Genomic DNA, 26,432 nt, shown 5'->3' with positions numbered 1-26,432 from the left:
CATGACCTCCCCTGTGCCCTCGATCGCCCTCAAAAAGAAACTCCTGACCCGCATCGCCGCTGTGCAGAAGCTGGCGGATGCGGCCAAGAAGACGGCCAAGCTGGCCAAGGCGGGCGTCAAGCAGGCGAAGCAGAAATTCAAGGAGGCCAAGCGGGCGGCCAAGAAGCCGCGCAAGGAATTGAAGGCCCTCAAGGCGGAACTTGCTGCGCTGGTGGCGCCGAAGAAAGCCGCGCGCAAGCCGGCGGCAAAGCCGGCCGCGAAGCGGGTCCGGCCCGCCGCGGTGGCCGCGCCAGTGGCGATCGAGCCGGTGGCGGCCGAGACCGCCGTGACCCCGAGCGAGAATCCGGCTCCGGCTCAGTAAATTTCCGGGACGATCATTTCGGCGGGGATCGGCTCGCGCTGGTAGTCGGGGTGGTGCACCCGCGGCGGCAGCTTGATGGTGGGGCGCTCGACCTCGGAGTATTTCACCTGGGAGAGCAGGTGGGCGATGCAGTTCAGGCGGCCCTTTTTCTTGTCGGCGCCCTGGACGACCCACCACGGGGCCTCGGGGATGTGGGTGCGCTCGAACATGACCTCCTTGGCCTTGGTGTAGAGTTCCCAGCGTTTACGGGACTCGAGGTCCATCGGGCTGAGTTTCCACTGTTTGAGCGGGTCGTTGATCCGGCAACGGAAGCGAAATTCCTGCTCCTCGTCGGGAATGGAGAACCAATACTTGATCACCTGGATGCCCGAGCGCACGAGCATCTTCTCGAACTCGGGCACCGTGCGGAAGAATTCCTCGTACTCGGCATCGCTGCAGAAGCCCATGACGCGTTCGACGCCCGCGCGGTTGTACCAGCTGCGGTCGAACAGGACCATCTCGCCCGCGGCGGGCAGGTGGGCGATGTAGCGTTGGAAATACCACTGGGTCTTCTCGCGGCTGGAGGGGGCGGGCAGGGCGGTCACGCGGGCGACGCGGGGATTGAGGCGCTGGGTGATGCGCTTGATCGCTCCGCCCTTGCCGGCGGCGTCCCGGCCTTCGAATAGGATCACCATGCGATGACCGGATTCGACGATCCAATCGTGCATCTTCACGAGTTCGCCCTGGAGGCGGAAGAGTTCCTTGAAGTAGCGGTTACGCGAGGCGCGGCTGGTGTCGTCCTCGACCGGTCGGGCGGGCTGACCAGCTTCGACATGTTCCCAGTCCTCCCGCTCCATCTCGAGTTCCTCGTCATACTCGTCGATCAGCTCGCGGTGGACGCGGCGCATGAGCTCGTTGTCGTGTTGCAGGGTGGGAGTGGACTTCGCCATGGCGCGGAGCGAAGCCCGCCGCGCGGGGTGCCGCAATGGCAGGCCGGCGGGTGGGGCGGGATTTAACCCGGCTGTAACATTGGGCCCGGACAATCCGCGGCTCGACATCAGGAGGCTGGCGGGCAGTTTCGCGCCATGGCCCAGGCAAAGCAGCGCATGGCGAAGCGAGTGTACCAGGCCCGGGCCGATGTGCTCCGGCCGCAACTGGTGCAGTTGCAACTCGGCCTGAAGCAGGCGCCCTTCAAGGTCCTGCTGATCATCGCCGGGCCGGAGGGGGCCGGACGGGGCAGCCTGCTGAACACCCTGGCGGAGTGGCTCGATCCCCGCGGGGTGGAGACCTTTTCGTGGCATCCGCCGACGGACAACGAGCGGGCGCACCCGCACGCGTGGCGCTTCTGGCGCAGTTTGCCGGGCATCGGACGGATCGGGTTATATGCCGGGTCCTGGTACACCGAGACCTTGCGCAGCGAGGCCCGCAACCGGCGGGCCCTGAGTGCGGTGGCCGCCGAGGCGGAGCGCATCCGGGATTTCGAGCAGGTGCTGGTCGACGGCGGGACCCTGATCGTGAAAGTCTGGCTGCATCTCTCCCAAGAGGCCCAGGGTCGCCGGCTGCGCACGCTGCGGTCCGACCCGGCCACGGCGTGGCGCGTGAGCGACGAGGACTGGCATCATCATCGCATCTATGGCCGCATGGACCGGACGGCGCGCCTGATCCGGGAGAAGACCGACCGGCCGGGCGCACGCTGGACGATCATTGACGCCGAGGACGAGCGGGCCCGTGACCTGGCGGTCGGACGCCTGCTCCTGACCCGATTTAATCAGCAACTGAAGCGGATGGCCAAACTGCCGCGGACGAAGGCGCCGGCTCGCGTCAAGCCGCTGCGCCCGGCGGGCCTGCGGCGGCTGAACGCCCTTCCGCTGGACCAGGACCTCACGGCCAAGGATTACGATACGTTACGCGAGAAGTGGCTCGGCCGGTTGAACCGGGCGGTGCGGGCGGCGCTGACCTCCGGGCGGTCCATTGTCATGGCCTTTGAGGGCTGGGATGCGGCGGGCAAGGGCGGGGCCATCCGGCGCCTCACCAGTGCCATCGATCCCCGGGACTACAGCGTGATCCCGGTGGCAAAACCCACCGAGGAGGAAAAACACGCGCACTACCTCTGGCGTTTCTGGCGGGACTTGCCGCGGAACGGCCGGATGACGGTGTTTGACCGCTCCTGGTACGGGCGGGTGCTGGTGGAGCGCATCGAGGGATTTTGCCGCGAGGACGAGTGGCGGCGGGCCTACGCGGAGATCAATGACTTTGAGCGGCAGCTGACCGACCACGGGGTCATCCTGTTGAAATACTGGCTGCATGTGTCGCATGCGGAGCAACTGCGTCGGTTCCGCGAGCGGGAGGCGACCCCGCACAAGCGGCACAAGCTCAATGCCGAGGACTGGCGCAACCGCCGGCAGCGGGCGGCGTACGAAGTGGCGGTGGGTGACATGCTCGCGCTGACTGACCCGGTTAATGCGCCGTGGCAATTGGTGCCGGCGGACAACAAGCGTTATGCGCGGCTGGAGGTGTTGCGCTCGGCGAGCCGGCAGATTGAGGCGGCGCTAGAGAAGTGAAGGCGGAAGGAAGAAGTAGGAAGTAAGAAGGAAGAAGGATGAATTAAGAAAGGGGAGCGCGGGCCGGGTGTGGGTTTGGAATAGCGGGCGCGCGGGGTTCATCTTCGGAGTGTTGACGCGATCTTTCGCGGGCGGGGTCGCCTGCGCTCCAGGGGTGCTGGTAACCGGGCATGAAAAAGGCGGGGTTTGGAAACCCCGCCCTACAATGAGGAGTGCCGGACTTAGGCCTCGACGACGGTCAGGTCCGGATCGAAGGCGACGGACAGGCGGTAGACCTGGCCGGGGCGCATGATGAGCGGGTGATCGCGGACGAAGGTCTGCACGTAATGCAGCTTGCCGAAGTTGGTCTTGTAGGCCGGGTCGGCGGTGACGACCTCGGTCTCGGCCCAGTTGGCGTGGAAATCGTCCTTGAGCACCGAGCAGCGGTGGCCTTGCGCGCCGAGGGCGGGCGAGGAACCCATGCGGTACTTCGAGTGCGGGGCGCCGATGACGAGGGCCATGCGGAACTTGTCGAGCTGGATCTGGTTTTTGACCGTGTAGGCGAACTCGGCGGTGATCTTGCTGCCGGTGAAGGCCCACTGGACCTTCACGCTGCCGATGCCGCGGGCGAGTTCTTCCTTGAGGTTGATCAGCTCGGGCTGCTCGTAGCGGAAGTAGAACGAGTTCTTGAGACCGAGGCCGGTGACGCACTTCTGGCCGTAGAAACACGGGACGGTGACGTGGTCGCCGAAGGTGAGTTCGGGAACCATGACCGGCAGGTAGACGTTGTTGGGCCAGTCGAAGACGCCCGGGCAGTGGGGGAACGAGAGGTTGTCGGCGGTGCAGTCGGTGCCGGAGCTGACGAGCGGGATCTGGACGTGCAGGCCGGACTCGGCGTCGCGGTAGAGGAAGAGACCCTGCTCCTTGCGGTTGCTCTTGTCGTAGATGACAAAGCGGCCGCTGGTGCGGGCGGGCTCGGGGCGGACGTTGTCGGGCATCGCCACGGTCTTGGCGAGGCGGGCCCACTGGCAGAGGTAGCGGGCGGCGTCGAAGTTAGCCATGCGCGTCGTGTGGGAGGCGTAGGCAGTGCGTTCGTCGTCGCGGATGTCGAGGAAGCCGTGCTCCTGGTCCAGGTAGGTCTGGAAGAAGTAGTAGAACAGGCGGCGCAGGATATCGAAATACTTGTTCTTCTGGTCGTCGGGGATCCAGCCGTCGCGCAGGCCCTGCAGGATGAGGGTGATGCAGTGCATCTGGCCGTAGGCGCCGGCCGAGCGGCCGTAGGCCCAGCCGAGACCGTCCGCGCGGACGAGGTCAGGCATCATCTTGATGTACTTCTCGGCGTAGGTGCGAAGGGTGGGGAGCTTGCGCTCGCGGAGGGCGGAGTTGGCGTGGAGCTGGAGGGCCGAGCGGGTGAACGACAGAGTCATCACGCCGTACAGGTTGAAGTGGCCGCCGAAGCCCTTCTCGGCGTCGTCAAAGAAGCCGGAGGAGCTGGTCTGCTCGATGCGTTCGACCATGCGCTCGATGAGGCGCGAGGTCTCGTCCTTCTTGGAGAGGCCGAGGCTGTAGCGGCAGACGGCCTTGGCGATGTTGAAGGCCTGCCAGTAATTGTCGTAGTCGCTGCGGGTGAGCAGGAGCTTGTCGAGATGCTCGCGGGTCTCCTCGACGAGGCGTTCCCAGACGGCGTTGCGCTCCTTGGAGGGGCCGAAGGAGAGGAGGCCGAGGGCGGCGTAGGCCAGGCCGTTCTCGTGGGCCGGCTCGGTGAAGGCCTGGGCGGTGACGCAGCGGGCCGTGAGGTCGATGAGGTCGTGCCCCTTCAGCGTGGTCTCGCCGGTGGCGCGGTAGTATTCGCCCAAGGCGAAGGCGACGTGTCCCGGCTCGTCGGAGCGGGAGGTTTCGGTGGCGATGGGGGTGACGGTGCCGTCGGCGTTGATCGAGTCGAGATTGTGGCTCAACATCGACCGGGCCATATCGAGGCATTGCTCGGAGAAGCTATTCATTCAGGAAACGGTCAGGGTGGTTGGTGAAGGTAGAGGCGGGCAAGGGCGAAATTTACTTCGTGATGAGTTTCAGGAACTCGTCGTTGGTCTTGGTCTTGCCCAGGCGGGTGACCATGGTGTCGGTGGCTTCCTCGATCTTCTGCTGCACGAGGGCGCGGCGGAAGAAGTGGATGCCCTCCAGCTTCTTGGGCTCGATGAGGAGCTCCTCGCGGCGGGTGCCGGAGGACTGGATGTTGACGGCCGGCCAGATGCGCATTTCGGCGGCCTTGCGGTCCAGGACGAGCTCCATGTTGCCGGTGCCCTTGAATTCCTGGAAGATGATGTCGTCCATGCGGGAGCCGGTCTCGACGAGGATGGAGGCGATGATGGTGAGGGAGCCACCGTCCTCGGTGTTGCGGGCCGAGGCGAAGAGTTGGCGGGGTTTCTCGAGGGCGCGGACGTCGAGACCACCGGAGCCGGTGCGGCCGGAGTTCTTGGCGGTATTGTGGGCGCGGGCGAGGCGGGTGAGGGAGTCGATCAGCATGACGACGTCCTTGCCGGCCTCGACGAGGCGGCGGGCGCGCTCGATGCAGAGGTCGGCGATGCGGATATGGTTCTCGACCGGGTCGTCGTTGGACGAGGCCCAGACCTCGGCGGGGACGGAACGCTTGAAGTCGGTGACTTCTTCGGGGCGCTCGTCGACGAGGAGGATGATGACGTGGCACTCCGGGTGGTTCTGGAGGACGCCAAGGGCGATGTCGCGCAGGTAGGTGGTCTTGCCGGTGCGGGGCGGGGCGACGATGAGGCCGCGGGTGCCCTTGCCGATGGGGCAGAAGAGGTCGACGACGCGGGTGGTCATGCGGCCGTCCTTGTGCTCGAGGCGGAGCATCTTGTCGGGGGTGACCGTGGTGAGGTTGGCGAACTCGGTCTTGCGGCGGCGTTCGTCGATCTCGAGACCGTCGACCTTCTCGATGAAGCGGATCTTGGGATTCGGGAAGCGCGGGTCGGGCGTGGCCGTGGCGGTGATGATGCTGCCCTGCTGCAGGTGGAAGCGGCGGATGAGCTCGCGCGGAACGAAGGGATCCGTGGGGCGGCGCTTGCCAAACTTATTCAGGTCCAGCAACTGGCCGTTGCGGCTGTTATCGATGTCGAGGATACCTTCGACACGGATAGTGTTTTCCGGCGGGGCCGGGGCGGGAGTGGGAGCCTGCGACTCAAGGGGAGCGGCCGGCGGATTTTCTTTATCCATACAAATACGGGTGGGTGGGATGCTGCCTGGGCTTGACCGCGCAATCCGTCGGGGGCATTTCTCAAAACGCTTAGCTTCAACCCCCAATAACCTCAGAGGAGAAACTTGTGACGGACCAAACGATTACCTCGGTGTCTCGCGAAAGCCGGATTTTCAAACCATCGGCTGAATTCAAGAACCAAGCAAACCTGGGTAGTTTCGAGACTTACCGTAGGATGTACGCTGAGTCTGTCAACGCTCCAGAAAAGTTTTGGGCGAAACAGGCCAACGAGCAGCTCGTCTGGCGCAAGCCCTTCAAGAAGGTCCTGCAGTGGAAGCCGCCGCATGCCAAGTGGTTCTTGGGCGGTAAGTTAAACGTTTCCGAGAACTGCCTGGATCGCCACATCGGCACGGCCCGCGAGAACAAGGCGGCGCTGATTTTCGAAGGTGAGCCGGGCGATGTGCGCACGATCACCTACCGCCAGCTTCACTTCCATGTGTGCCGGATGTCCCACTTCATGGAGAATCTCGGCATCAAGGCGGGGGATCGCGTCGCGATCTACATGCCCATGATTCCGGAGGCGGTCATCGCCATGCTCGCCTGTGCGCGGGTGGGCGCGGTGCACACGGTGATTTTCGGCGGTTTCAGTGCGGAGGCCATCAAGGACCGCATCAATGACTGCCAGGCGAAGCTCGTGATCACCGCCGACGGTGGCTGGCGCCGGGGCAAGGTGATCGAACTCAAGGCCAACGTCGACAAGGCCGTCGCGGGCGCGCCCTGCGTGCACAGCGTGATGGTCGTGAAGCGTTGCGGCAACCCGGTCACGATGGTCGAGGGTCGCGACGTGTGGTGGAAGGAGGCCTGGGAAGGCGCCCCGAATTACCACGACGCGAAGGCCTTCGATTCCGAACACCCGCTGTTCATTCTCTACACCTCCGGCTCCACCGGCAAACCGAAGGGCGTGTTGCACACCTCGGCCGGCTACCTGCTCGGCGCGAAGCTCAGCTCGCACTACGTTTTCGACCTGAAGGAGAATGACCGCTATTTCTGCTCGGCGGACATCGGCTGGATCACCGGCCACAGTTACGTCGTGTACGGCCTGCTCTCGAACGGCTCGACTGTTTTCCTTTATGAGGGTGCGCCCAATCAGCCGGAGCCCGACCGCTTCTGGCAGATGATCGACCGCCATGGTCTGACCATCCTCTACACGGCCCCGACGGCGATCCGCGCCTTCATGCGCTGGGGTGACAACTACGTGCTGCGGCACCGCCTCGACTCGTTACGCCTGCTCGGCACGGTCGGCGAACCCATCAATCCCGAGGCCTGGATGTGGTATCACAAGATGATCGGCAAAAAGAAGTGCCCGATCGTCGACACGTGGTGGCAGACCGAGACGGGCTCGATCATGGTGACGCCGATTCCCGGCGTCACCCCGACCAAGCCGGGCTCGGCCACGCTGCCGTTCTTCGGCATCAAGCCGATGGTCGTGGACTCGGATGGCAAGGAGGTGCCGCGCAATTCCGGCGGCAAGTTCGTCATCACCCAGCCCTGGCCCTCGATGCTCCGTACGCTCTGGGGCGACGACGAGCGTTACAAGAAGGCCTATTTCTCCGAGTTCCCGAAGCACCCGCACTATTATTTCACGGGCGACGGCGCCCGGCAGGACAAGGACGGTTATTTCTGGGTCATCGGCCGCATCGACGATGTGCTGAACGTCTCCGGTCACCGCATCGGCACCGCCGAGGTGGAGAGCGCGCTCGTGTCGCACCCGGCCGTGGCCGAGGCCGCGGCCGTGGGCAAGCCCGACGACCTGAAGGGCCAGTCGCTGGTGGTGTTCGTGACCCTGAAGTCCACGGCCACCGCGAGCGAGGAGCTCAAGGAGGCCCTGCGGGCGCATGTCGGCAAGGAGATCGGATCGCTGGCGAAGCCTGACCAGGTGCGCTTTGCCGCCGGCCTGCCGAAGACGCGTTCGGGTAAAATCATGCGCCGGCTGCTCAAGGAGCTGGCGACGAACGGCAGCGTGAAGGGTGACACCACCACGCTGGAGGACTTCTCGGTCATTGCCGCCCTGCAATCCGACGAATAACCGAAACCGGGGCGGGCCGGCCGGTGTCTGACCGCCCCCGGCCCGCATGCGACAATCACTCCAACAGCTTTCATCACGGGACCTGCGGTTGCGGGCCGGGCCGAGCTGGAAGCGCGGCTTCACCCTGCTCGAGTTGCTGGCCGTCATCGGGGTCATCGCCATCCTGACGAGCATCGTGATCGCCGTGGGTCAGAGTGCGACGGAGAAGGGCCGGATCGCCCGGGCGCGGGCGGAGTTGGCGGTGCTGGCCTCCGCCTTGGAATCCTACAAGACGGTCCAAGGTGATTATCCGCGCACGATCGATTCCGCGCATCTGCTCCAGGCCTTGATCGGCCGGCGCGGACCGAACCAGGAAGCGATCACCGGCCGCGCCCAGATCGAGACGGCGCGGTTTGCCGTGAGCGCCGATCCTTTTGTGCAGGAATCCGCGGTGTTGTTGGATCCGTGGGGGCAGCCGTACCGGTACGCCTACCGGGTGCTGCCGGGTTGGACCAACCCCTCGTATGTCCTGGCCTCAGCCGGTCCGGATGAGACCGGCACGGCCACCCTGTTATCAGGTGGATTTCCCGATGTTGCGGCCCCGGGCAACGCGGACAATGTCTACGCGAACCGCTGAGATGAAATCGTGTGAAGAAAATCCGAGGGCAGCGCCGGTCTACGACCACCGGGGTCGAACCGACGGTCAGAGACCACCGCGACCGCGTCTTGCCGCCTTCACCTTGATCGAGCTGCTTTGCGTCGTCGCCGTGGTGGGGATTCTCGCGGCCTTGATTTTTCCGAGTGTAAGCGCGGCGCGACGGTCGGCGAACAAGGCCAAAACCAAGGTGCAGTTCACCCAATGGGCCGGGGCCATCGAGTCGTTTCGCGGGGAATACGGCTACTATCCGGCCTTTGATGCGAGCAACCTGGTGAACGGGGGCGTGACGGCGGCGGAACATCCGTTCCACGATCTGCTGGCCGGCCGGCGACGTGATGGCACCGCGCTGGCGGCGGGCGGTCCGGCGGCATTGCAGAACCGGAAGCTCATGCGGTTTCATTCCTTCAGCGATGGCGACTTCACCCCGGGCGGACTGGTGCGCGACGTCTTCGACAATACGGCGATTGCGGTGTTGGTGGACCGCGACCTGGACGGCGTGATCCGGCCGGGCGCGGATTTCACGGTGCTGCCCGCGGTTGGCGGCAGCACGCCGGCGGCGGCCGATATGCCGCCGGCGGGGGTGCGGGCGGGCGTGATCTTCTACGCCCCCGCGCCGGGGGCGACGCCGGCGAACCCGGAGTTCATCTTCAGTTGGAAATGAGGAAATCAAATACGGTCCGATCCGGCGGTCACCGACCGCCGCGGCAGGGGCAAAGGGCTTTTACGCTGCTGGAATTACTGGTCGTGGTCGGGCTGATTGCCGGACTGGCGGCGGTTTTGATCACCGGGTTGCCCGGCGGCGGGCCGGCGGCGGCCCTGCAGGCCGGCCAAGCCACGGTGGCGAACCTGGTGACCTCGGCCCGGCTCAAGGCGGCCGCGACCGGGCGTCATAGCCGGGTGTTGGTGGCGAATGACCCGGCGGTGCCCGAGCGGTTTCTGCATGAACTTGTACTGCAACTCGCGCGGACCCCTGGGGCAAATCCGCCGGAGTGGGAGACGCTGCAGACCGTGACCCTGCCGGCCGGGATCTTTGTGCTGCCGGCGACGTTGGGCAGCCCCGCCGGGCTCGTGACAGATCCGGCGCAGTGGCGGCGCGTTTCCGAGCCAGGGGAAGAACTCGCCTCGGGTGTATTCCGCAACCAGCAGGTGGTGGTTGCCTTGCCGGGCGAGGTGGCGGCGAGGAATTGGACGGGCCTCTGTTTCACCCCCAACGGCACCCTGGCGCCACTCGCCGGCGGGCTGCCGCCGCGGGGCTTGCTTGTGCTGGCTGCGGGCGGCATCCGGGCGCCCGGATCGTATGCGTCGGGCGAGTCACCGGTCCGGCTGGCCCAGCCCGACGCCGTGCGCGGCCTGGTGCTGAGTGCCTATGGCGTGCCGGCACTGTTGAGTGAGCGCAGTGCGTTCTGAGGGCCAATCGTCGATGCCTGAGAAACTGAAAATGGTAACGCGCGGAGACGTAGGTGGGGCATGCCGCGCTCAGTCGGGCCGTAAAGCTGCGCCCACTGTCGAACCACCTGTACGGCCAAACCACGCTTTTTCGCTCATCGAGGTGATCGTGGCGGTCGCGGTGTTTGCGACGGCGGTCACGGTGATTTTGGCCCTGTTGCCGGGGTTGACCGGGCGGGGGGCGGAATCGGCGGACCGGCTCGTCGCCAGCCGGCTGCCGGCGGCGTTGCAGGTTGAACTCACGCGGTTGGCGGGCCCGGGCTTCGATGCGCTGGCCGCGCAGGCGCCCGTGATGGGCACGCCGCTGGCCAACGGCCTCGCCTTTGTGGCGACGCGCGAGGGCGTGCGCCTGCACGCGAGCGAGTACCGGCCGCCGGCGAATGGACGCATCGCCGAGTCAGATCAGTATTTCCTCGTCGAATGCTGGCGGTTTCCCGATGGCCCGCTGCGTTTTCAGGAGGCGCAGTCGGCCCTCGCGCTGGCCGTGCGCGTGAGCTGGCCGCACCGGTTGCCCGGGGTGGCGGCGCCGACGCCGCCGGAGTTGCGGCACGAACTGATGTTCACGGTGGGGGTGAACCGGTGAAAGCGGAGGTGAACTCTTATGCGGGAGCCAGCTTGCTCGCGAGCAGGGGCGCTCGAAGTCGCGAGCAAGTTCGCTCCCACAAGGGGGGGCACGCCGGCTTCACGCTGCTGGAGTTGCTGGTGGCCGTCACCATCACGCTGCTGATTGCGGGGCTCATGCTGGCGGTCACGATGAATGTGCTGACCCTTTGGCGGCGGCAGCAGGCAAAGTACACCCAGGCGATGACGGCCAAGCAGGTGCTTGATCAGCTGGAGCAGGACCTGCAAGCGGCGGTGCATCGGCGGGACACCACGCGGTGGCTGGCGGCGGACATCCTCGACAGCTCCGCGACCCTGGCGAACCACGGCTGGCTGGCCGGGCCGGGCATGATGAAGCCGGGCGGGGGTGGTAGCCTGCGGCCGCTGCCCGAGCCGGGGCGGGGAGGCGAGCGCCTGATCGAGCAGGCGCGGTTCGGGCTGTCCGGCGTCTGGCTGCGTTGCGTGACGACGAACGTGGAGTCCGGCGGCAGCCTGCCGATTGTCGTCGCCTGGCAAATGGCCCGGCGGCCGGTGACGGGCGATCCGGTGGCGGGCAACCCGGCGCCCGTGCGTTACGCCTTGTATCGCTCGGCCATCAGCAGCGAGGAAACCTTGGTGCGGGGTTACGATGTCGCGAGCGGCAACTATGCGAGCAGCAACAACAATCCCTATGCGGTCGGCGCGGCGCAATTCCGGCTCGCGCGCAATGTGATGAACCCCGGCCACGCGAACCTCATCGCGAGCAATGTCGTGGATTTCGGGTGCTGGCTGTATGTCCGCGATGGCGGTGGCGCGCTGGTGAGAATTTATCCGGGGGCAGCGGGGGACTTGTCGCACCAGGCGGTCGGGCAGAGCGGGGCGAATGACTCGGCCTTTCCCGTGGTGGCCGACGTCCTGGTGCGCATCCTGAGCGAGGAGGGAGCCGGTCTCATTGAGGCGATGGAGAGCGGCCGGGTGGTGCGCCCGGCGGACCAGGCCACGGACGCGGCCTGGTGGTGGAGCGTGGTTGAGGCGCACTCGGCGGTTTTTTCGCGGCGGATTGAGATCAAGGGAGTGGCGCAATGACACTTTCGAAGCCGAAGGCCGTGGGTCACCGAGGGCACGGAGGTCCAATCCGGGGGCACGGAGATATCCCTGCATCCTCGACGGGCTCAGGTTCGACTCGGTGCGCGCTGTGTCCAAAAGCTCGGAAAGCATCAGCTACTGCCGGGTTCGCGCTTGTCATCACGATCCTATTGCTGGGGCTGCTGGTGCTGGTGGTTTATGCGCTGAGTGCCCTGAGCCGGGTGGGGGCGGAGGTGTCGGCGACGGGGGTTTACCAGATGCAGGCCCGGCAGAACGCGCAGCTCGGGCTGAGCCAGGCGATCGGGGACCTGCAGCGGTTTGCGGGGGAGGACGACATGCTGACGGGCATGGCGGGGGTCACGGGCATCCCGGCCGGCGCTGGCCAGGCGCAGCGGAATTGGGGCGTGGTGTGGGATGGCAACGGGCAGTTTTTCCGGTGGTTGGTCCCCGGCGCGGACACGGCGGTGTTGCCCTTGGTCGATGGCAGTGACGCCCTAACCCTGGTGGCGGCGGGTTCCCTCGGGGCCGACGGCGCGGACCGGGAGCATGTCCGTGTGCGCCTGGTGCCGGTTGTGGTCTCCACGCGCGAGCGCAGCGCGGTGCCGCTGGGGCGTTATGCGTGGTGGGTGGGGGATGAAGGGGTGAAACTCAGCGCGCAGGGGGCGGACCCCGCCCACGCCATCGACGAGCTGATCGACCTGTCGCCGCTGGTAGCCGAGCTGGCGGCGGGAAATATCCTGAGCCATGCGCAGCTGGCGCTGGTGCCCACGAGCGTGACCTCCACGGCACTGGCGGGCCAGTTGCGGGCGAATTTCCATGCGCTGGGGCTAACGCATTTCGGAATCACTCCACTCGGTTCTTTTCCGGGATATCTGAACATCAACACGACCAATCACCGTTTCTGGCGGGGGGTGGCGGCGACTTACAACCGGCACAAGCAGGGCGGTGCGCCCACGCTATCGCCGGGGATGTTTGCGGATGCGTTGGTGGCGCGTTTTCCCGTCGCCGACCCCGGCGCCGGAAAGCGGGCGGGCGGACCCTATCCCTCGGTCGACCTGTTTCTGAATTCGGCGGCCCTGGGCGACGCGTTGGCGGCGGGGGGTGGCACGCTGCAGGCCTTTGGGGATGTGATGCGCCCGATGCTGGCGGTTCGCTCGGACACCTTTCGGGTGCGGGCCTATGGGGATGCGGCCAACCCGGCGGATCCCAGCCGGGTGGAGGCCACGGCGTGGGTGGAGGCGATCGTGCAGCGGGTCAAAGTCACCCCCGCCAGCGCGGAAGGACGGTTCATTATCACGCACTTCCGCTGGTTGGGGCCGGATGACATCTAGGCCGCCGGCGCCGGCGTGGCTACGGCGCGGCGAGAAAAATCTTGTGGATTTCCGGCCAAATCTGTGACTTCTTGCGCCTCCCTTTCGCCAGGGTAGCTCAGTGGTAGAGCAGAGGACTCATAAGCCTTTGGTCGCGAGTTCAATCCTCGCCCCTGGCACCAATTTAGCCGTTGTCCCTGACAGCGGCTTTTTTGTTCACGGTTTTCGGGCCACGGAACTCGGTCTTGGTGCGAGGAATCTGCCTCCGGGTTTTCCGGGCACAGTCCTGGGGAAGTCTGGTTTATCCGTTGTTGTACGGATTGGGGTAGGAAGACGCCGTCAAGCGACGCCCCTGCAGGGAGGGACGGCGGAATATCGGACTTCCCTGCCTGGGCTTTCGTGTCTTTGGTGGGTTTCGTGGTAAATCCAAAACGTTCCTACGATCTGGTGGTGCTCGCGGCGGGCATGGGCAGTCGCTTCGGCGGCATCAAGCAGGTGCAGCCGGTCGGGCCGCACGGGGAGCTGATCATCGAGTATTCGGCCTACGACGCACTGCGGGCGGGGTTCGGGCGGCTGGTGCTGGTGATCCGGAAGGATATTGAGGCGGATTTTCGCGACACCATCGGACGGCGGTTGGAACAACGGATGGACGTGGCGTATGTGTTTCAGGAGATGGATGCGCTGCCGGGCGGGTTCGCTCAAACCAACCTGTCCGGAGGCCAGGTTCCACCTCGGACCAAGCCGTGGGGGACGGCGCATGCGACGCTGGTGGCGCAGGCGGCGGTGCGGGGGCCGTTTGCCGTGATCAATGCGGATGACTTCTACGGGGCCTCCGCGTACCGGACGCTGTCGGCGCACTTCGCGGCGTCCGCGGATTACGCGATGGTGGGCTATCCGCTGAGCCAGACCCTGTCGGAGCATGGCACGGTCAGCCGCGGGTTGTGCGCGACGGATGCGGCCGGCCGGCTGCGGGGTATCACGGAAATCACCAAGATCGAGAAGACCGAGAGCGGCGCGCGTTACACGGATGCCGCGGGCCAGGCGCAGCAGCTCACGGGGGAAGAGATCGTGTCCATGAATTTCTGGGGCTTCACCCCGGCGGTGTTCCCGCAGCTGGAGGCGAAGTTTGAAACCTTTCTCAAGAGTCGGGGCAGCGACCCGAAGGCGGAGATCTATCTGCCGACGACGCTCAGTGAACTGAATCAGAGCGGGGAGGCGAAGATCGCGTTGCACCGCTCGGAGGACGCGTGGTTCGGGCTGACGTACAAGGAGGACCTGGCGTCGGCGCAGGGGGCAATCAAGGCGCTGGTGGCGGAGGGGAAGTATCCGGCGCCGCTTTGGAAGTAAGAAGGATGAAGGAAGAATTAAGAATCGGGTGAGCCGATTTTCTTAATTCATCGTCCTGGCTTCTTCCTTCAGGCGAGCTCGGCGAGGATGGCGCGCAGTTCGCGCTCGGGGTCTTCGTGGCTTTGGTCGATGGCGAGTTGCAGAGCCTCTTCCAGCCAGGGGCGGGCGTCGGCGGGACGGGACAGGCCGAGGAGGGCCTTGCTGAGGAGGATGCGGGGCATCATCCAGTCGGCTTTCTTTTGCGCGCACAGGATCAGGTGCTCGACGGCGTCGGCGGGGCGTTGCTCGGCGAGCAGGGCCTGGGCGAGGCTGAAGCGGAAGAGCTCGTTGTGCGGCTGCGAGGCGACAAGCGTCGCGAAGGTTTGGGAACGGGGGACAGGATTAGCCACGGATGAAAACGGATGCCGGAAGGGAAATGGTCACATCCGTTTCCATCGGTGCAATCCGTGGCGGATGCATTCAGCTCAATCGAAGAACATCACCACGCCAGTGCTGTTGTCGAGGCCGCCGCGTTCGTTGGCGCGGTCGACAAGGGTCGTGATCACGGCCTCGGGATCCTTGGCCTCGGTCATGACCTTGGCGATCTCCTCGGGCGGGATGAAGCGGGAGATGCCGTCGCTGCACAGCAGGTAGCGGTCGTGAGGCAGGATGGTGTGGGCGAAGCAGTCCGGCTCCAGCGGGGGCGGCTGGCCGATGCAGCGGGTCAGGGCGTTGCGATTCTCCATCAGCATGCCGAGCGGCTCGCCGCGGGCGGCCCGGGCCTTCAGCTCGGTCTCGATCGTGTGGTCGGTGGTCAGTTGCTGAAGGACCTTCGAGCGCAGGCGCAGTCCGGTGGAATCACCGACGTGGCCGAAATGGAGCTTCACGCCGACGACGTGGGCGAAGGTGAGGGTGGAGCCGATGCCGAACTGCGGGCTGATCACGCGGCCGAGTTGGAATACCTGGTCGTTGATCTCGGTGAGGATGCGCTCGTAGTTGAGCTTGTTGCCGACCGCGTGCTCGCCGACGATTTTCTGCAGTGTCTGAACCGTGAGCTGGCTGGCCTGGGCGCCGGAGGGCAGGCCGCCGATACCGTCGGCGACTGCGTAAAGGCCGATGGTGTCATTGCAGAGGTAACTGTCCTCATTCTCGGAACGGACGCGACCGATGTCGGTGTGGGCGAAAGAGCGAAGCTTCATCAGGTTATCCAAGGGATTAGTGGCAGCTTTCCCTTCAAGGGAAAGGCCTAAACACCTGCTCCCGGTTTTTACGATCCAGCCGCTCGTATTCGGTGGTCGGCAGGCTGCCCAGAAACTCCCGGCCGTAGGTTTTGGCCAGCACCCGCGAGTCCAGAATGGTGACCAGGCCGCAATCCGTCTTGCTGCGGATGAGGCGGCCGACGCCTTGGCGGAACTTGATCAGGGCGTCGGGCAGGGTGAGCTCGTTGAAGGGGTTGCCGCCGGCGTCGCGGATGTGCTCGCACTTGGCCTCGGTGATGGGGTGCGTGGGCGGGTCGAAGGGCAGTCGGGTGATGATGACCTGGGAGAGGGCCGCGCCGGGGACGTCCACGCCGGTCCAGAAGCTGTCGGTGCCGAAGAGCACGGCGTTGCCGAGCGAGCGCATCTGCTGGGTCAGCTCGGTGCGGGAGAGGTCGGCGCCCTGCAGGAGGAAGGGGCGACCGGCCTTGCGCCACTCGGGCTCGAGGGTGGCGGCCACGGCGCGCATGTCGGTGTAGCTGGTGAAGAGAACGAGGGAGCCGCCGCGGACGCGTTCCGTGCAGAAGCGGATGTAGTCGACGAGGGTGTCGAGGGCGAGTTTCGCCTCCTGGGGCGAGGGCAGGGGCACGTCGGTTGCGACATAGACGCGCATGTTGCGCTCGAAATCGAAGGGCGACTTCACCGCCACGGCTTCGGCGTGGTCGGCCCCGATGCGGGCAGCGAAGGGCTCGATGGTGCCGCCCATCGCGAGGGTGGCGCTGGTGCAGACGACGCTGGTGCCGCAGCCGAAGAGATGCTTGCGGAGCTCGGGCGCCACGTCGATGGGCGCGCTGCGGAGGGAAACAATGGTCTGCTTGCGGCCGCTGCGCTCGGTCCAGTAGACGTGGCCTTTGTCGCCGAGCGTGAGCCACTCGGTGAGGCCGGCCTGGAGGCCCTTGATGCGTTGCTTCTGTTCCTGCACCTCATCGTGGTCGCGGCCCTCCGGCAGCTTGTCGGCCACGTTGGCGAGCAGACGGGAGAGGGCCCCCAGCGGGCCGTCGAGCATGGGCTCGGCCACCCCGATCTCGCGGATGCGGACGATGGCGCGCTGGTCCAGGATGCGCGTGGCGATGAAATCGAAGAACTGCTTGGCGGCGTCGAGGGCGTCGACCACGAGCTGCTGGCCGGCGGGGCCGCCGTGTTTCTTCATGACCCCGCGCTTGGTCTTCGGGTTGTAGAGGTACTTCAAGGCGCGATCGACGCCATAGCTGCTGAGGGAGAGGCCGAAGTTGGCGGTGGCGACCTCGGGGACGGTGTGGGCCTCGTCGAGGACGAGGAAATCGTCGGGGAAGAGCACGCCGCGGGTCTCGCGGTCACCGCCTTGGGCCTGGGCGCCGCCGGCGTTGATGAGGGCGAAGAGCAGGGCGTGGTTGACGATGACGACCTGCGAGGTGCGCAGCCGGGCGCGGGCGCGCTGGTAATGGCATTTCTCGCAGTCGCAGTGCTTGCGCGAGCAGGCGGAGGAGTCGGCGTTGACGGCGTCCCAGATCTCGGGGCGCGGGGGCGGCTTCAGCTCGTGGCGGAGGCCGGACTTGGTGGTGTCGGCCCAGTCGGCGATGCGCTGGAGTTCGGCGTAATCGGCGTCGGCAAAGAGACTGGCGCGATCGGCCAGGGCGTGGCTGAGGCGGGTGGGGCAGAGGTAGTTGGACTTGCCGACGAGGACGGTGGATTTGAACTCGGCGTAGGGTGCGCCCGCGGGGTCGGATTTGAAGAGCCGGCGGCAGAGCGGCAGGTCTTTCTGCTCGAGCTGTTCCTGGAGGGAAATGGTGTGGCTGGAGACGATGAGCTGCCGACTCTGGTCCACGGCGTGGATGATGCCGGGCACGAGGTAGGCGAGGCTCTTGCCGACGCCGGTGCCGGCCTCGAAGAGCAGGGAGGTGTCGCCGGCGAGGGCGGCGGCCACGGCCCGGGCCATCTGCTCCTGTTCCGGCCGGTGCTCCATGTGCAGGGCGTCGCAGAGCGTCCCGGACTCGGCGAAGATATCCCGCGCGAGTTCCCGGAGGCGTGACGGCTTGGCGCCGTCGTCTTCGGTGAGCCCAATCATCCGGCGAATCAGCGGGTCGCGGCGGGCGGGCGCAAATCAAATTGCACATGGGCGCGCGGCGATCATAGTGGCTGGAGCCGCCGCTAGCGGGTGGGCAGCGAGCTTGCTCGCGCGGATCTGCGCCTGCAAGCAGGCAGCCCACAAGAAACCGCGGCTCATCCATTCTTGAAGACCAATCCAACCAACGCGGCCAACTGGACCGACGAACTAGTGCGCTTTCTCTGCGAGCAACCGGGCGTGGGGGCGGTGCGATTGGATCCGGGGGCCCACAAGGTGTCGGTGGCGACGCTCGGCGCGGTGGACCTGACGGTGCTGGAGTCGCAGCTGGCGGCGACGATCGCGGCGGTGGAGGCGCGCTTTGCCGACCAACCCGCCAAGCTGGCGGCGGCGGGATTTTCCCTGAAACGGGAGGGCAAGGCCGTGGTCATCGGCCGCAACATGGGCGCGACGGCGGAATCGTTGTGGCTGTGGCGGGAGATGGAGTGGCCGGAGATCAAGGCCGAGCCGACGGCGGAGGACCAGGAGTGGCGCACGCTGGCGCGTTTTGCGGCCTGTTGCGGCGGGGCAGGCATAGCTGGGATGCTGAGCTCCACCTTCGCCCCGGAACTGCCGTGGCTGGCGAAAGGTTTCTACCTGCTGGGGGTGGTCACCGGCGGCTGGGATGCCGCGGTCGACACGTGGGCCAACCTGAAGAAGCGCGAGATCGACATCCATTTCCTGATGCTGGCGGTGGCCGTGGGCGCGATATTCATCGGGGCCTGGGGGGAGGCGGTGCTGCTGCTGTTCCTGTTCTCGGCCTCGGGGGCGATGGAGGAGTACGCGCTGGACCGGACGCAGCGCGAGGTGAGTTCGCTGCTGAAGTCCGCACCGAAGACGGCGCTGGTCGTCGACGCCAGCGGGCAGGAGCGCGAGGTGGCGGTCGAGACCCTGCAGGTCGGGCAGCGCGTGCGCGTGCGGCCGGGCGGGGCCTTCGCGGCCGACGGCCTGATCGTGGACGGCCAGAGTGCGAGCGACGAGGCCAACCTGACCGGGGAGGCGACCCCGGTGGAGAAGAAAGTCGGCGACCAGGTGTTCAGCGGTACGCTCAACCTCTGGGGCTCGGTCGACTATACGGTCGTGCGCCCGCCGGGCGAGAGCACGCTGCAGAAGATCATCCGCCTGATCCAGACGGCACAGAAGCTGAAGGCACCGAGCGAGCGTTTCACCGACCGGTTTGGCACGGGTTACACCTATGCCGTCATCGGCGGGTCGTTTGCGATGTTTTTGGTCTGGTGGCTGGGCTTCGGCCTGCCGGCCTTCACGAATACGCCGGAACTGCGCTCGGCGTTCTACCGGGCGATGACCCTGATGGTCGTGGCCAGCCCGTGCGCGCTGGTGCTGTCGATTCCTTCGGCGATCCTCGCGGCGATCGCCTGGGGCGCGAAGCACGGCGTGCTGTTCCGCGGTGGGGCGGCCATCGAGAAGCTGGCGGACATCACGGTCGTGGCGCTGGACAAGACCGGCACGCTCACGACCGGCGAGCTGGCGGTCGTGGGTTACGAGAGTTTTCCCGCCGGGCGCGAGACCGAGGTCATGGAGCTGGCCTACGCGCTGGAGAGCAAATCGGAGCACCCGTTGGCGCGCGCCATTGTGCGCGACGCCAAGGCGCGGGGCGTGCGGCAGATCGAGCTGTCGGAATTCAAGAACATCGTGGGCCAGGGCGTGCGCGGCAGCTACGGCGGGGCGCAGGCACTGCTGGGCCGGCGCGAACTGCTGGAGACCGGGCCGCTGGCGGGCTGGGCGGAGAAGCTGCCGCCGGCGGCGGCGGATTTGTCGGAGGTCTGGGTGGTGGGCAAGGACATGCTGGGCCGGGTGCTGCTGCGGGACCAGATCCGGGCCGAGTCCAAGGGCGTGCTGGCGGAATTGAAGAAGATGGGCATCCGCACCGTGATGCTCACCGGCGACCGGCGGCAGGCGGCGGAGGCCGTGGCCAAGGAGCTCGGGCTCGACGAGGTTCGGGCGGCGCTCACGCCGGAGCAGAAGGTGGCGGCGATTCAGGAACTGCGCCAGGGCGGCAACCGCGTGGCGATGATGGGCGACGGCGTGAATGACGCCCCGAGTCTTGCAGCCGCCGACGTCAGCGTGGCCATGGGCGCGCGGGGCAGTGATGCGGCGCTGGAACAGGCCGAGGTCATTTTGATGCATGATCGCATCGAGAATTTTCTCTCGGCGGAGCGGCTGAGCCGGCGGGCCAAGGCCATCATCCGGCAGAACCTGACGATTTCGCTCGGGGTGGTGATCATCATGGTGCTCGCGACGGCGATTGGCGCAGTGCCCTTGGCGGTGGGTGTGGCCGCGCACGAGGGCAGCACGCTGGTGGTCTGCCTGAATTCGTTGCGGCTGCTCTTCGGGCGCAACACGTGAGAAAGGCAGGAGGACGTCGCCCGGTTGAACGCGGTCGGGATGTTGGCCCGTGGCGCGGGGCTTCGGCGCACTTGCAACCGGGGGAAACGCCGCCTAGCTAGTCCGACTCCCACGCATGTACCCTGAGCGCAACACCCCGGCCGGTGGACTCTTTCTCCTGACCCTAAACATCCAGGACCGCCAACCGTGGCTCGCGGTCCCGCGCACCCGGGATGTGTTGCTGGCGGTGCTGCGGACCTGGCACATGGAGCGCAATGGACGCATCCTCGCCGCGATGGCCCTGCCGGACCGCGTGCACGTGCTGCTGGAACTGGCGGGCAACATCACGGCCGCGCAGGTCGTGGCGAACTGGAAGGCGGCGCTGCGCCGGGGCGCCGGTTACCCGGAGACCTTTGAGCGGGATTTTGTCGGACACCGCCTCCGGGAGACGGAGAAGGCAGAGGACTACGGTTTGTATCTGTATCTGTGTCCGTACCGGGCGGGCCTGATCCCGGCGGAGGAAAAGTGGCCGGGCTGGTGGGTGCCGGAGGCCGCGGTGTTTCAATTTCCCGGCGCGCTCAGTCCCGAGGGGTTGCCGCCGGCCGAGTGGATCGCGTGGCCGGAGGAGAAGTTTGCGGGGCTGACGGTGGAGAAGTGACACCGCTCAGGTTCGTTGGCGGCGAAAGGCGGGATTGGGCAATCCCGCCCGACAACGTTCAGTCCTCGATCCAGACCTGGTCGCGGGGGCGGATCTCGTCGAAGAGGGCGAGGATCTCGAGGTTGTTCATCTCGATGCAGCCGCCGCTGAAGGGCCGGCCGAGGCGTTCCTCGTGGTTGGTCCCGTGGATATAGACGTAGCGGGCGTAGGTATCGACGACCTCGCCGGTGGCAGCGGTGCCGGCGTTGTGACCGGGTTCCAGGCCGCGCAGCCAGAGGATGCGGGTGGTGATCAGGTTGCGGGCCTGTTCCGCGGCGCTGAGCTCGGAATAATGCTGGCCGGTGGCGACCCGGGCCTTGAACACGATGCCCGGGGGCTGGCCGGCGCCGACCTTCTCGGCGATCTCGTGCAGGCCGCGGGGCGTGCCGAGCGAATCCTTCACGTTGGAGGGCGGCCGCAGGGAGGTGGAGATGACGTGGGACCGGACCAAACAGCCGTCCCGGTAAAATCCAAGCAACTGTCGGGCAATGGATACGGTAATAAGCCGCGTTGTCGGCTTGAGTCCGAGCGCGTGACACTTTTCTTTGATCCGTTCCAATCCTTCATTCACGTGAGTAATACATCCTCCTATAGAGTCGGTATCGTCGGTGCGACGGGCGCAGTCGGTCAAGAGCTGATCGGTCTGCTGCTGGCGCGCTCGTTCCCGCTCGCGGAGCTGAGGCTGCTGGCCTCCGCTCGTTCCGCGGGTCGCACCATGGAAGTGGGGGGCAAAAAGCTCACGGTGCAGGAAGCGAAGCCCGAGGCCTTTGACGGGCTGGACATCGCCCTGTTCGCCGCCGAGGGCGCGATCGCGAAGGCGCTGGCGCCCGAGGCGGTCAAGCGCGGCTGCCTCGTGCTCGACAAGAGCTCGGCCTTCCGCATGGACCCGACGATCCCGCTGGTGGTGCCCGAGATCAACCTCGAGGCCACGCGCAGCCATCGCGGCATCATCGCCAGCCCGAACTGCTCGACGGCCATCGCCCTGATGGGCCTCTATCCGTTGCACCAGCTCTTCGGCGTGAAGCGGGCGTTCTTCGCCACGTACCAGTCGGTTTCCGGCACCGGCGCCGATGCCATCGACGAGCTCGAGGCGCAGACGCAGGCCTACGCCAAGGGCGAGGCGCTGACGAAGAAGGTCTATCCGTACCAGATTTTCCAGAACGTGATCCCGCACATCGATTCCTTCGGGGGCGACGGGTACACGGGCGAGGAGACAAAGATGCGGGAGGAGAGCCGCAAGATCATGGGCCTGCCCGCGCTGAAGGTCTCGGCGACCTGCGTGCGCGTGCCGGTGGTGCGGGCGCACTCCGTGGCGGTCAACGCCGAGTTTGAGCGTCCGGTCGACCTGGCCGCCGCGCGGCAGGCGCTGGCCGCCTTCCCGGGCGCGAGCCTGCTCGATGATCCGGCCAACAAGGTTTATCCGACCCCGCTGGATTTCAGCCGACAGGTGAAGTGCGGCGTGGGCCGGTTGCGTCACGACACCGCGCTGGACAACGGCCTGGCCTTCTGGGTGAGCGGCGACAACCTGTGGAAGGGGGCCGCTCTCAACTCGATCCAGATCGCCGAGGCGATGATCAAGGCGGGGATTCCGCTCAAGGCGAAGTAAGGGGGCCGACGGCGTTGATTGAGAGTGGAGGGCGGGGTTTCAAAACCCCGCCTTTGCTTCGCTCCCACAGGCTGACTTTCAAGGCAGGCGGGATTTGAAAATCCCGCCCTACAACCGGGCTCGTCGGGGCATAAAGCGACTCCCACCCACAGCCCGCTCCGTGGACGTTACTGCAACTGGTCGAGGAGCTTGTCGGCGACGCCCCAGCGGAGGTTGTAGAGGGAGTGGTGGAAGCTCGCGATCTTGGCGTAGTTGGCCACGGCCAGCATGGTCACGATGGCGGCGGGGAAGACGTCGGCGCGGGCGGAGGGGAGGCCGGGGATGGCCTTGCGCTGGTCGAGGTTGAGCGGGGCGAGTTCCTCGAGGACGCCGCCGATGGTCTCGACGTCGATGACCGGCGGGGTGTCCTCCATCTTCTGCTGCTCGCGGGCGCCCATCACGGCGCGGACAGTGCTCATGCTGCCGCCCATGAAGACGGCGGCGGGGGCCGTGGGCGCGAACTTGAAGCCGCTGGCCTTGAGTTCGGTGATGACGTGGCCGGCGAGGGCGGCGAGTTCCGGCTGCTGCAGCGGGGCGCCGGGATCCTTCATGAATTTTTCGGTCAGGCGCACGCAGCCCAGCTGGAGGCTGACGGCCTGGGTCATCTTGCGCTTCTTGAAGGACAGGCACTCGAGGCTGCCGCCGCCGAGGTCGAACACGTAGAAATCCTGGAGATCAGCGAGCTCGGGATCGCAGGTGAGCCCGCGGCCGATGTAATTGGCTTCCTCGTCGCCGGTCAGGATGCGGATGTCCTGCTTGGTGGCGGCCTTGACGCGCTGGCAGAAAGCGGGGCCGTTGCTGGCGTCGCGGATGGCGCTGGTGGCGACGAGCAGGGTCTTGCCCACGGCGTATTCGGAGGCCTCGGAAACGAGTTCGCGGATGGCGCCGAGGGCGCGGGTCATGCCGACCTCGCTCAGGACGGGCTTTTCCTCGCTGATGCCGGCGCTGATGCGGGCGTCGAGGGTGCGGTTCTTGAGGACCCGGTACTGCCCGGTGGGGGCGCGGGCGACGATCAGCACCTTGATGGAGTTGCTGCCGATATCGATGACGGCGACGCGGGGAGGGATAGCCATGGGTCTATGGCCACAAAAAGGCGGGCAAGGGGCAAAGAGAAAACTTGGAATTAATCGCGGAAACGCGAAAGCGCGGAGTGGGGGAGCGAAGGGGGCGGCGGATTGCGTGTTTCCGTCCTTCCGTGCTTCCGCGATTTCTTTACAAGGTGAAGTCCTTCGGGGCGATCAGGACGACGAATTCGCCCTTGAGGCTGCCAGCGGTGAGCTTGGCCAGGACCTCGGAGGCCAGGCCGACGTGGAAGGTCTCGTGGAGCTTGGTGACCTCCTTGGCGATGCAGATGACACGGTCGGGGCCGAGCGTCGCGACGATCTCGGCGGCGAACTTGTCGATGCGGTGGCAGCTCTCGTAGAGGGCGAGCGTGTAGTCGAAGTCGCGGTATTTCGTCAGGAAACCGATGCGCGCGGCGGATTTGGGCGGGAGGAAACCCGCGAAGAGGAAACCATTGGTCGGCAGACCGGCGGCGGAGAGCACGGCAGTGAGGGCGCAGGCGCCGGGGACGGGGATGACGGGCAGGCTGCGGCGGCGGCAGGCGCGGACGATGCGGAAACCCGGATCGCTGAGGCCGGGGGTGCCGGCGTCGCTGACGACGGCGACGGATTTGCCGTTGGCGATGAATTCGGCGAGGCGGTCGGCAGCCTCGGTCTCGTTGTGCTCGTGGTAGGCGGCCAGTTCGCGATGGAGGCCGAGGCGCGTGAGCATGGCGCCGGTGGTGCGGGTGTCCTCGCAGGCGACGAGATCGACGGCGCCGAGGATGGCCTTGGCCCGGTCGGTGAGATCGGCGAGATTGCCGATGGGCGTGGCCACCACGTAGAGATGGCCGGGCTGGGGCGTCAGCGAAGGATTGACGGCTGGCGCGTTCATGACGGCACGGGGTCGGCCGTGGGCGGGCGCCGGGTTACTGGCCCATGCCGGGGATGCGGCCTTCCCACGTCGCGGGGCGGTTCCACGGAATGGAGGAATCCTGCTTGGGATCCACGCAGCCGGAGAAGCCAAAGAGCGAGAGGGTCAGGAGCAACAGGGCAAAGAGCGTTTTGCGGGAGGAGGGCATGACTAGAGGTGAGATACGACTATAACCGGGTACTGCAACAGTCGTTTCAGGTGGGAACGGGGAAACGGGGGTTGGTTCCTTGGCCGGTGGAATCAGATCTTGGCGGCGTAGGTGGAGTCGGACCAGGGCTTGCGGACGGTCTTCACGACCTTGCTGCCGGGGTTGGCGGCGAGGTGCTCGAGGACCTTGAAGATGAGTTCGGTGCGCTCGGGCTGATTGAGCTGGGCGGCGAGGGTCTCGGCGGTGAATTCCCGGCCCTGGGCGGCTTGGAGGGCGGCGGCAATCTTGAGCTTGAGGGCGATGACGCTGCCGGCGGCCTTTTTGCCGGCCTCGACCCCGGGCTGGTGGTAGGCGTTGATGCCGACCAGGGAGGCGTAGAGACCGACGGCGCGCTCGTAGAGGGCGATCAGCTGGCCGAGCGAGCGGGGGGACACCTCGTTGACCGTGATCGTGATCGAGTGGCGGTTCTTCTCGCTGAGGGCGTCGCGGGTGCCGAGGAAGAAGCCCTGGAGGAAGTCACCGCTGGTGACGCCCGGCTCGACCTCCATGGAATCGTCGGCGACGCGGTCCTTGAGCACCTCGATGAAAGTGACGAAGAAGTTGTTCACGCCCTCGCGCAGCTGCTGGACGTAGGCGTGCTGGTCGGTGGAGCCCTTGTTGCCGTAGACGGCGATGCCCTGGTTGACGACGTTGCCGGCGAGATCGAGCTCCTTGCCCAGCGATTCCATGACGAGTTGCTGGAGGTAGCGCGAGAAGAGGAGGAAGCGGTCCTTGTAGGGCAGGACGACCATGTCCTTGGTGCCCTTGCCGTCCGTGGCCCAGTACCACATGAGGGCGAGGAGGGCGGCGGGGTTGTCGCGGAGGGATTTCTTGCGGGTGACCTCGTCCATGGCGGCGGCGCCGGCGAGCATCTGGTCGATCTTGATGCCCTGGAGGGCGGCGGGCAGGAGGCCGACCGCGCAGAGTTCGGAGGTGCGGCCGCCGACCCAGTCCCACATGGGGAAGCGGGCGAGCCAGCCCTCGGCGACGGCGACCTGGTCGAGCTTGGAGCCCTCGCCGGTGACGGCGACGAACTGCTTGGCGTGGTCGAGGCCGGCGGCCTTGAAGACGGCCTGGGTCTCGAGCATACCGTTGCGGGTCTCGGCGGTGCCGCCGGACTTGGAGATGACGATGACGAGGGTCTGCTTGAGGCGGCTGCCGAGTTCCTTGAGCACGTAGTCCATGCCGTCGGGGTCGGTGTTGTCGAAGAAGGAGACGCGCAGCTTGTCGCGGTTGCCCTTGATCCGGCCGAGGGCGTGGCTGACGAGCTGGGGTCCGAGGGCGGAGCCGCCGATGCCGATCACGAGGACCTCCTTGAACTTGCCGGCGGGGGCGGCGATCTCGCCCTTGTGGACCTTGGCGGTGAAGACCTTGATGGCCTCCAGGGTGTCGGTGATGGCGGTGCGGAGCTCGGGGGTGGGGGCCAGCTCGGCGTTACGGAGCCAGTAGTGGCCGACCATGCGCTTCTCGTCGGGATTGGCGATGGCGCCCCCCTCGAGGGCGGCCATGTCGGCGAAGGCCTGCTGGAGCTTGGGCTGCATCCCGGTGAGGAAGTCCTCAGGGAAGGGCATGCGGCTGATGTCGAGTGACAGGCCGAGGCGGGCGTTGGTGTAGTACAGCGACTTGAAGCGATCCCACGTCATAGTGGGTCAGGAATATCCGGGGCGGGGCGGGGCGGCTAGCCCGAAA

At 66.3% G+C, this 26,432-nt stretch carries 24 protein-coding genes and 1 tRNA gene; 14 read left to right on the top strand and 11 right to left on the bottom strand.

All coding sequences use genetic code 11. The features are described from left to right. The first annotated feature begins 1 nt into the window (after position 1). Complete coding sequence (locus tag Verru16B_RS15575) at positions 2 to 361, top strand: hypothetical protein (protein ID WP_069963145.1); 360 nt, start codon at positions 2 to 4, stop codon at positions 359 to 361. On the opposite strand, the gene ppk2 is transcribed toward Verru16B_RS15575, so the two are convergent. After that, entirely contained in the window at positions 355 to 1,290 is a 936-nt protein-coding gene (gene ppk2, locus Verru16B_RS15570) for a polyphosphate kinase 2 (protein ID WP_069963144.1), read from the bottom strand. The genes Verru16B_RS15575 and ppk2 overlap by 7 nt on opposite strands. Positions 1,291 to 1,425: 135 nt before the next feature. Here ppk2 and pap point away from each other — a divergent pair, with 135 nt between their 5' ends. Next, positions 1,426 to 2,901: a polyphosphate:AMP phosphotransferase gene (pap, locus tag Verru16B_RS15565; RefSeq protein WP_069963143.1), complete on the top strand. Its 1,476-nt coding sequence runs from the start codon at positions 1,426 to 1,428 to the stop codon at positions 2,899 to 2,901. Between the two features lie 221 nt (positions 2,902 to 3,122). Here pap and Verru16B_RS15560 read toward each other — a convergent pair whose 3' ends face one another. After that, complete coding sequence (locus Verru16B_RS15560; protein ID WP_237023437.1) at positions 3,123 to 4,880, bottom strand: hypothetical protein; 1,758 nt, start codon at positions 4,878 to 4,880, stop codon at positions 3,123 to 3,125. Between the two features lie 52 nt (positions 4,881 to 4,932). After that, positions 4,933 to 6,108 carry a transcription termination factor Rho gene (rho, locus tag Verru16B_RS15555; RefSeq protein WP_083270400.1) on the bottom strand — a complete coding sequence of 392 codons (1,176 nt, stop codon included), beginning with the start codon at positions 6,106 to 6,108 and terminating at the stop codon, positions 4,933 to 4,935. Between the two features lie 107 nt (positions 6,109 to 6,215). Here rho and acs point away from each other — a divergent pair, with 107 nt between their 5' ends. From acs to Verru16B_RS15510, 9 genes are all read left to right on the top strand, one after another. Beyond that, positions 6,216 to 8,174: an acetate--CoA ligase gene (acs, locus tag Verru16B_RS15550; RefSeq protein WP_069963141.1), complete on the top strand. Its 1,959-nt coding sequence runs from the start codon at positions 6,216 to 6,218 to the stop codon at positions 8,172 to 8,174. 46 nt (positions 8,175 to 8,220) lie between these two features. Continuing rightward, positions 8,221 to 8,790, top strand: a complete 570-nt coding sequence (locus Verru16B_RS15545; protein WP_083270398.1) for a type II secretion system protein — start codon at positions 8,221 to 8,223, stop codon at positions 8,788 to 8,790. Between the two features lie 103 nt (positions 8,791 to 8,893). Continuing rightward, positions 8,894 to 9,472 (top strand): type II secretion system protein, encoded by a 579-nt coding sequence (locus tag Verru16B_RS15540; RefSeq protein ID WP_069963139.1) that lies wholly within the window; start codon positions 8,894 to 8,896, stop codon positions 9,470 to 9,472. Further along, positions 9,469 to 10,218, top strand: a complete 750-nt coding sequence (locus Verru16B_RS15535) for a prepilin-type N-terminal cleavage/methylation domain-containing protein (RefSeq protein WP_425483016.1) — start codon at positions 9,469 to 9,471, stop codon at positions 10,216 to 10,218. The genes Verru16B_RS15540 and Verru16B_RS15535 overlap by 4 nt, the downstream gene beginning before the upstream one ends. A gap of 13 nt (positions 10,219 to 10,231) precedes the next feature. Further along, complete coding sequence (locus tag Verru16B_RS15530) at positions 10,232 to 10,840, top strand: prepilin-type N-terminal cleavage/methylation domain-containing protein (RefSeq protein ID WP_083270396.1); 609 nt, start codon at positions 10,232 to 10,234, stop codon at positions 10,838 to 10,840. Between the two features lie 32 nt (positions 10,841 to 10,872). Beyond that, on the top strand, positions 10,873 to 11,922 hold the full coding sequence (locus Verru16B_RS15525) for a PulJ/GspJ family protein (RefSeq protein ID WP_157772457.1): 1,050 nt from the start codon (positions 10,873 to 10,875) through the stop codon (positions 11,920 to 11,922). 170 nt (positions 11,923 to 12,092) lie between these two features. Continuing rightward, positions 12,093 to 13,253: a hypothetical protein gene (locus Verru16B_RS15520; RefSeq protein WP_069963135.1), complete on the top strand. Its 1,161-nt coding sequence runs from the start codon at positions 12,093 to 12,095 to the stop codon at positions 13,251 to 13,253. A gap of 86 nt (positions 13,254 to 13,339) precedes the next feature. Further along, positions 13,340 to 13,414, top strand: a tRNA-Met gene (locus Verru16B_RS15515). A gap of 217 nt (positions 13,415 to 13,631) precedes the next feature. Then, on the top strand, positions 13,632 to 14,579 hold the full coding sequence (locus tag Verru16B_RS15510; protein ID WP_237023436.1) for a nucleotidyltransferase family protein: 948 nt from the start codon (positions 13,632 to 13,634) through the stop codon (positions 14,577 to 14,579). A 68-nt stretch (positions 14,580 to 14,647) separates the two neighbouring features. Here Verru16B_RS15510 and Verru16B_RS15505 read toward each other — a convergent pair whose 3' ends face one another. From Verru16B_RS15505 to Verru16B_RS15495, 3 genes are all read right to left on the bottom strand, one after another. After that, complete coding sequence (locus Verru16B_RS15505; RefSeq protein WP_069963134.1) at positions 14,648 to 14,968, bottom strand: molecular chaperone DnaJ; 321 nt, start codon at positions 14,966 to 14,968, stop codon at positions 14,648 to 14,650. Between the two features lie 75 nt (positions 14,969 to 15,043). After that, complete coding sequence (locus Verru16B_RS15500) at positions 15,044 to 15,757, bottom strand: PP2C family protein-serine/threonine phosphatase (protein ID WP_069963133.1); 714 nt, start codon at positions 15,755 to 15,757, stop codon at positions 15,044 to 15,046. A 34-nt stretch (positions 15,758 to 15,791) separates the two neighbouring features. Next, positions 15,792 to 17,858 (bottom strand): ATP-dependent DNA helicase, encoded by a 2,067-nt coding sequence (locus Verru16B_RS15495; protein WP_069963132.1) that lies wholly within the window; start codon positions 17,856 to 17,858, stop codon positions 15,792 to 15,794. 165 nt (positions 17,859 to 18,023) lie between these two features. Here Verru16B_RS15495 and Verru16B_RS15490 point away from each other — a divergent pair, with 165 nt between their 5' ends. Further along, positions 18,024 to 20,261, top strand: coding sequence for a heavy metal translocating P-type ATPase (locus Verru16B_RS15490; protein ID WP_069963131.1), 2,238 nt, complete (start codon positions 18,024 to 18,026; stop codon positions 20,259 to 20,261). A gap of 115 nt (positions 20,262 to 20,376) precedes the next feature. Next, positions 20,377 to 20,898 carry a hypothetical protein gene (locus Verru16B_RS15485; protein ID WP_069963130.1) on the top strand — a complete coding sequence of 174 codons (522 nt, stop codon included), beginning with the start codon at positions 20,377 to 20,379 and terminating at the stop codon, positions 20,896 to 20,898. 58 nt (positions 20,899 to 20,956) lie between these two features. Here Verru16B_RS15485 and Verru16B_RS15480 read toward each other — a convergent pair whose 3' ends face one another. Continuing rightward, positions 20,957 to 21,508, bottom strand: a complete 552-nt coding sequence (locus tag Verru16B_RS15480) for a L,D-transpeptidase (RefSeq protein ID WP_257785145.1) — start codon at positions 21,506 to 21,508, stop codon at positions 20,957 to 20,959. On the opposite strand from Verru16B_RS15480, the gene Verru16B_RS15475 reads away from it, so the two are divergent. Continuing rightward, complete coding sequence (locus tag Verru16B_RS15475) at positions 21,509 to 22,543, top strand: aspartate-semialdehyde dehydrogenase (protein WP_069963129.1); 1,035 nt, start codon at positions 21,509 to 21,511, stop codon at positions 22,541 to 22,543. A gap of 167 nt (positions 22,544 to 22,710) precedes the next feature. Here Verru16B_RS15475 and Verru16B_RS15470 read toward each other — a convergent pair whose 3' ends face one another. The 4 genes from Verru16B_RS15470 to Verru16B_RS15460 form a co-directional block, all read right to left on the bottom strand. Continuing rightward, positions 22,711 to 23,655, bottom strand: coding sequence for a Ppx/GppA phosphatase family protein (locus tag Verru16B_RS15470; protein ID WP_069963128.1), 945 nt, complete (start codon positions 23,653 to 23,655; stop codon positions 22,711 to 22,713). 139 nt (positions 23,656 to 23,794) lie between these two features. Continuing rightward, positions 23,795 to 24,517 carry a 16S rRNA (cytidine(1402)-2'-O)-methyltransferase gene (gene rsmI, locus Verru16B_RS15465; RefSeq protein WP_069963127.1) on the bottom strand — a complete coding sequence of 241 codons (723 nt, stop codon included), beginning with the start codon at positions 24,515 to 24,517 and terminating at the stop codon, positions 23,795 to 23,797. 34 nt (positions 24,518 to 24,551) lie between these two features. Next, positions 24,552 to 24,704, bottom strand: coding sequence for a hypothetical protein (locus tag Verru16B_RS18555; RefSeq protein WP_169829301.1), 153 nt, complete (start codon positions 24,702 to 24,704; stop codon positions 24,552 to 24,554). Positions 24,705 to 24,796: 92 nt separating this feature from the next. After that, positions 24,797 to 26,386, bottom strand: coding sequence for a glucose-6-phosphate isomerase (locus Verru16B_RS15460; RefSeq protein ID WP_069963126.1), 1,590 nt, complete (start codon positions 26,384 to 26,386; stop codon positions 24,797 to 24,799). Positions 26,387 to 26,432: the final 46 nt, after the last annotated feature.

This window comes from Lacunisphaera limnophila (assembly GCF_001746835.1).
Taxonomy (GTDB): Bacteria; Verrucomicrobiota; Verrucomicrobiia; order Opitutales; family Opitutaceae; genus Lacunisphaera; species Lacunisphaera limnophila.
The sequence above is the reverse complement of the archived record's forward strand: the minus strand, read 5'-3'. Positions and strand labels throughout refer to the sequence as shown.

What these genes read in the sequence shown, in the direction of transcription:
- Verru16B_RS15575 (WP_069963145.1), top strand. Translation starts at nt 2, where the DNA reads ATGACCTCCCCTGTGCCCTCGATCGCCCTCAAAAAGAAACTCCTGACC.
- ppk2 (WP_069963144.1), bottom strand. Translation starts at nt 1,290, where the DNA reads ATGGCGAAGTCCACTCCCACCCTGCAACACGACAACGAGCTCATGCGC.
- pap (WP_069963143.1), top strand. Translation starts at nt 1,426, where the DNA reads ATGGCCCAGGCAAAGCAGCGCATGGCGAAGCGAGTGTACCAGGCCCGG.
- Verru16B_RS15560 (WP_237023437.1), bottom strand. Translation starts at nt 4,880, where the DNA reads ATGAATAGCTTCTCCGAGCAATGCCTCGATATGGCCCGGTCGATGTTG.
- rho (WP_083270400.1), bottom strand. Translation starts at nt 6,108, where the DNA reads ATGGATAAAGAAAATCCGCCGGCCGCTCCCCTTGAGTCGCAGGCTCCC.
- Verru16B_RS15545 (WP_083270398.1), top strand. Translation starts at nt 8,221, where the DNA reads ATGCGACAATCACTCCAACAGCTTTCATCACGGGACCTGCGGTTGCGG.
- Verru16B_RS15535 (WP_425483016.1), top strand. Translation starts at nt 9,469, where the DNA reads ATGAGGAAATCAAATACGGTCCGATCCGGCGGTCACCGACCGCCGCGG.
- Verru16B_RS15530 (WP_083270396.1), top strand. Translation starts at nt 10,232, where the DNA reads ATGCCTGAGAAACTGAAAATGGTAACGCGCGGAGACGTAGGTGGGGCA.
- Verru16B_RS15500 (WP_069963133.1), bottom strand. Translation starts at nt 15,757, where the DNA reads ATGAAGCTTCGCTCTTTCGCCCACACCGACATCGGTCGCGTCCGTTCC.
- Verru16B_RS15495 (WP_069963132.1), bottom strand. Translation starts at nt 17,858, where the DNA reads ATGATTGGGCTCACCGAAGACGACGGCGCCAAGCCGTCACGCCTCCGG.
- Verru16B_RS15485 (WP_069963130.1), top strand. Translation starts at nt 20,377, where the DNA reads ATGTACCCTGAGCGCAACACCCCGGCCGGTGGACTCTTTCTCCTGACC.
- Verru16B_RS15470 (WP_069963128.1), bottom strand. Translation starts at nt 23,655, where the DNA reads ATGGCTATCCCTCCCCGCGTCGCCGTCATCGATATCGGCAGCAACTCC.
- rsmI (WP_069963127.1), bottom strand. Translation starts at nt 24,517, where the DNA reads ATGAACGCGCCAGCCGTCAATCCTTCGCTGACGCCCCAGCCCGGCCAT.
- Verru16B_RS18555 (WP_169829301.1), bottom strand. Translation starts at nt 24,704, where the DNA reads ATGCCCTCCTCCCGCAAAACGCTCTTTGCCCTGTTGCTCCTGACCCTC.
- Verru16B_RS15460 (WP_069963126.1), bottom strand. Translation starts at nt 26,386, where the DNA reads ATGACGTGGGATCGCTTCAAGTCGCTGTACTACACCAACGCCCGCCTC.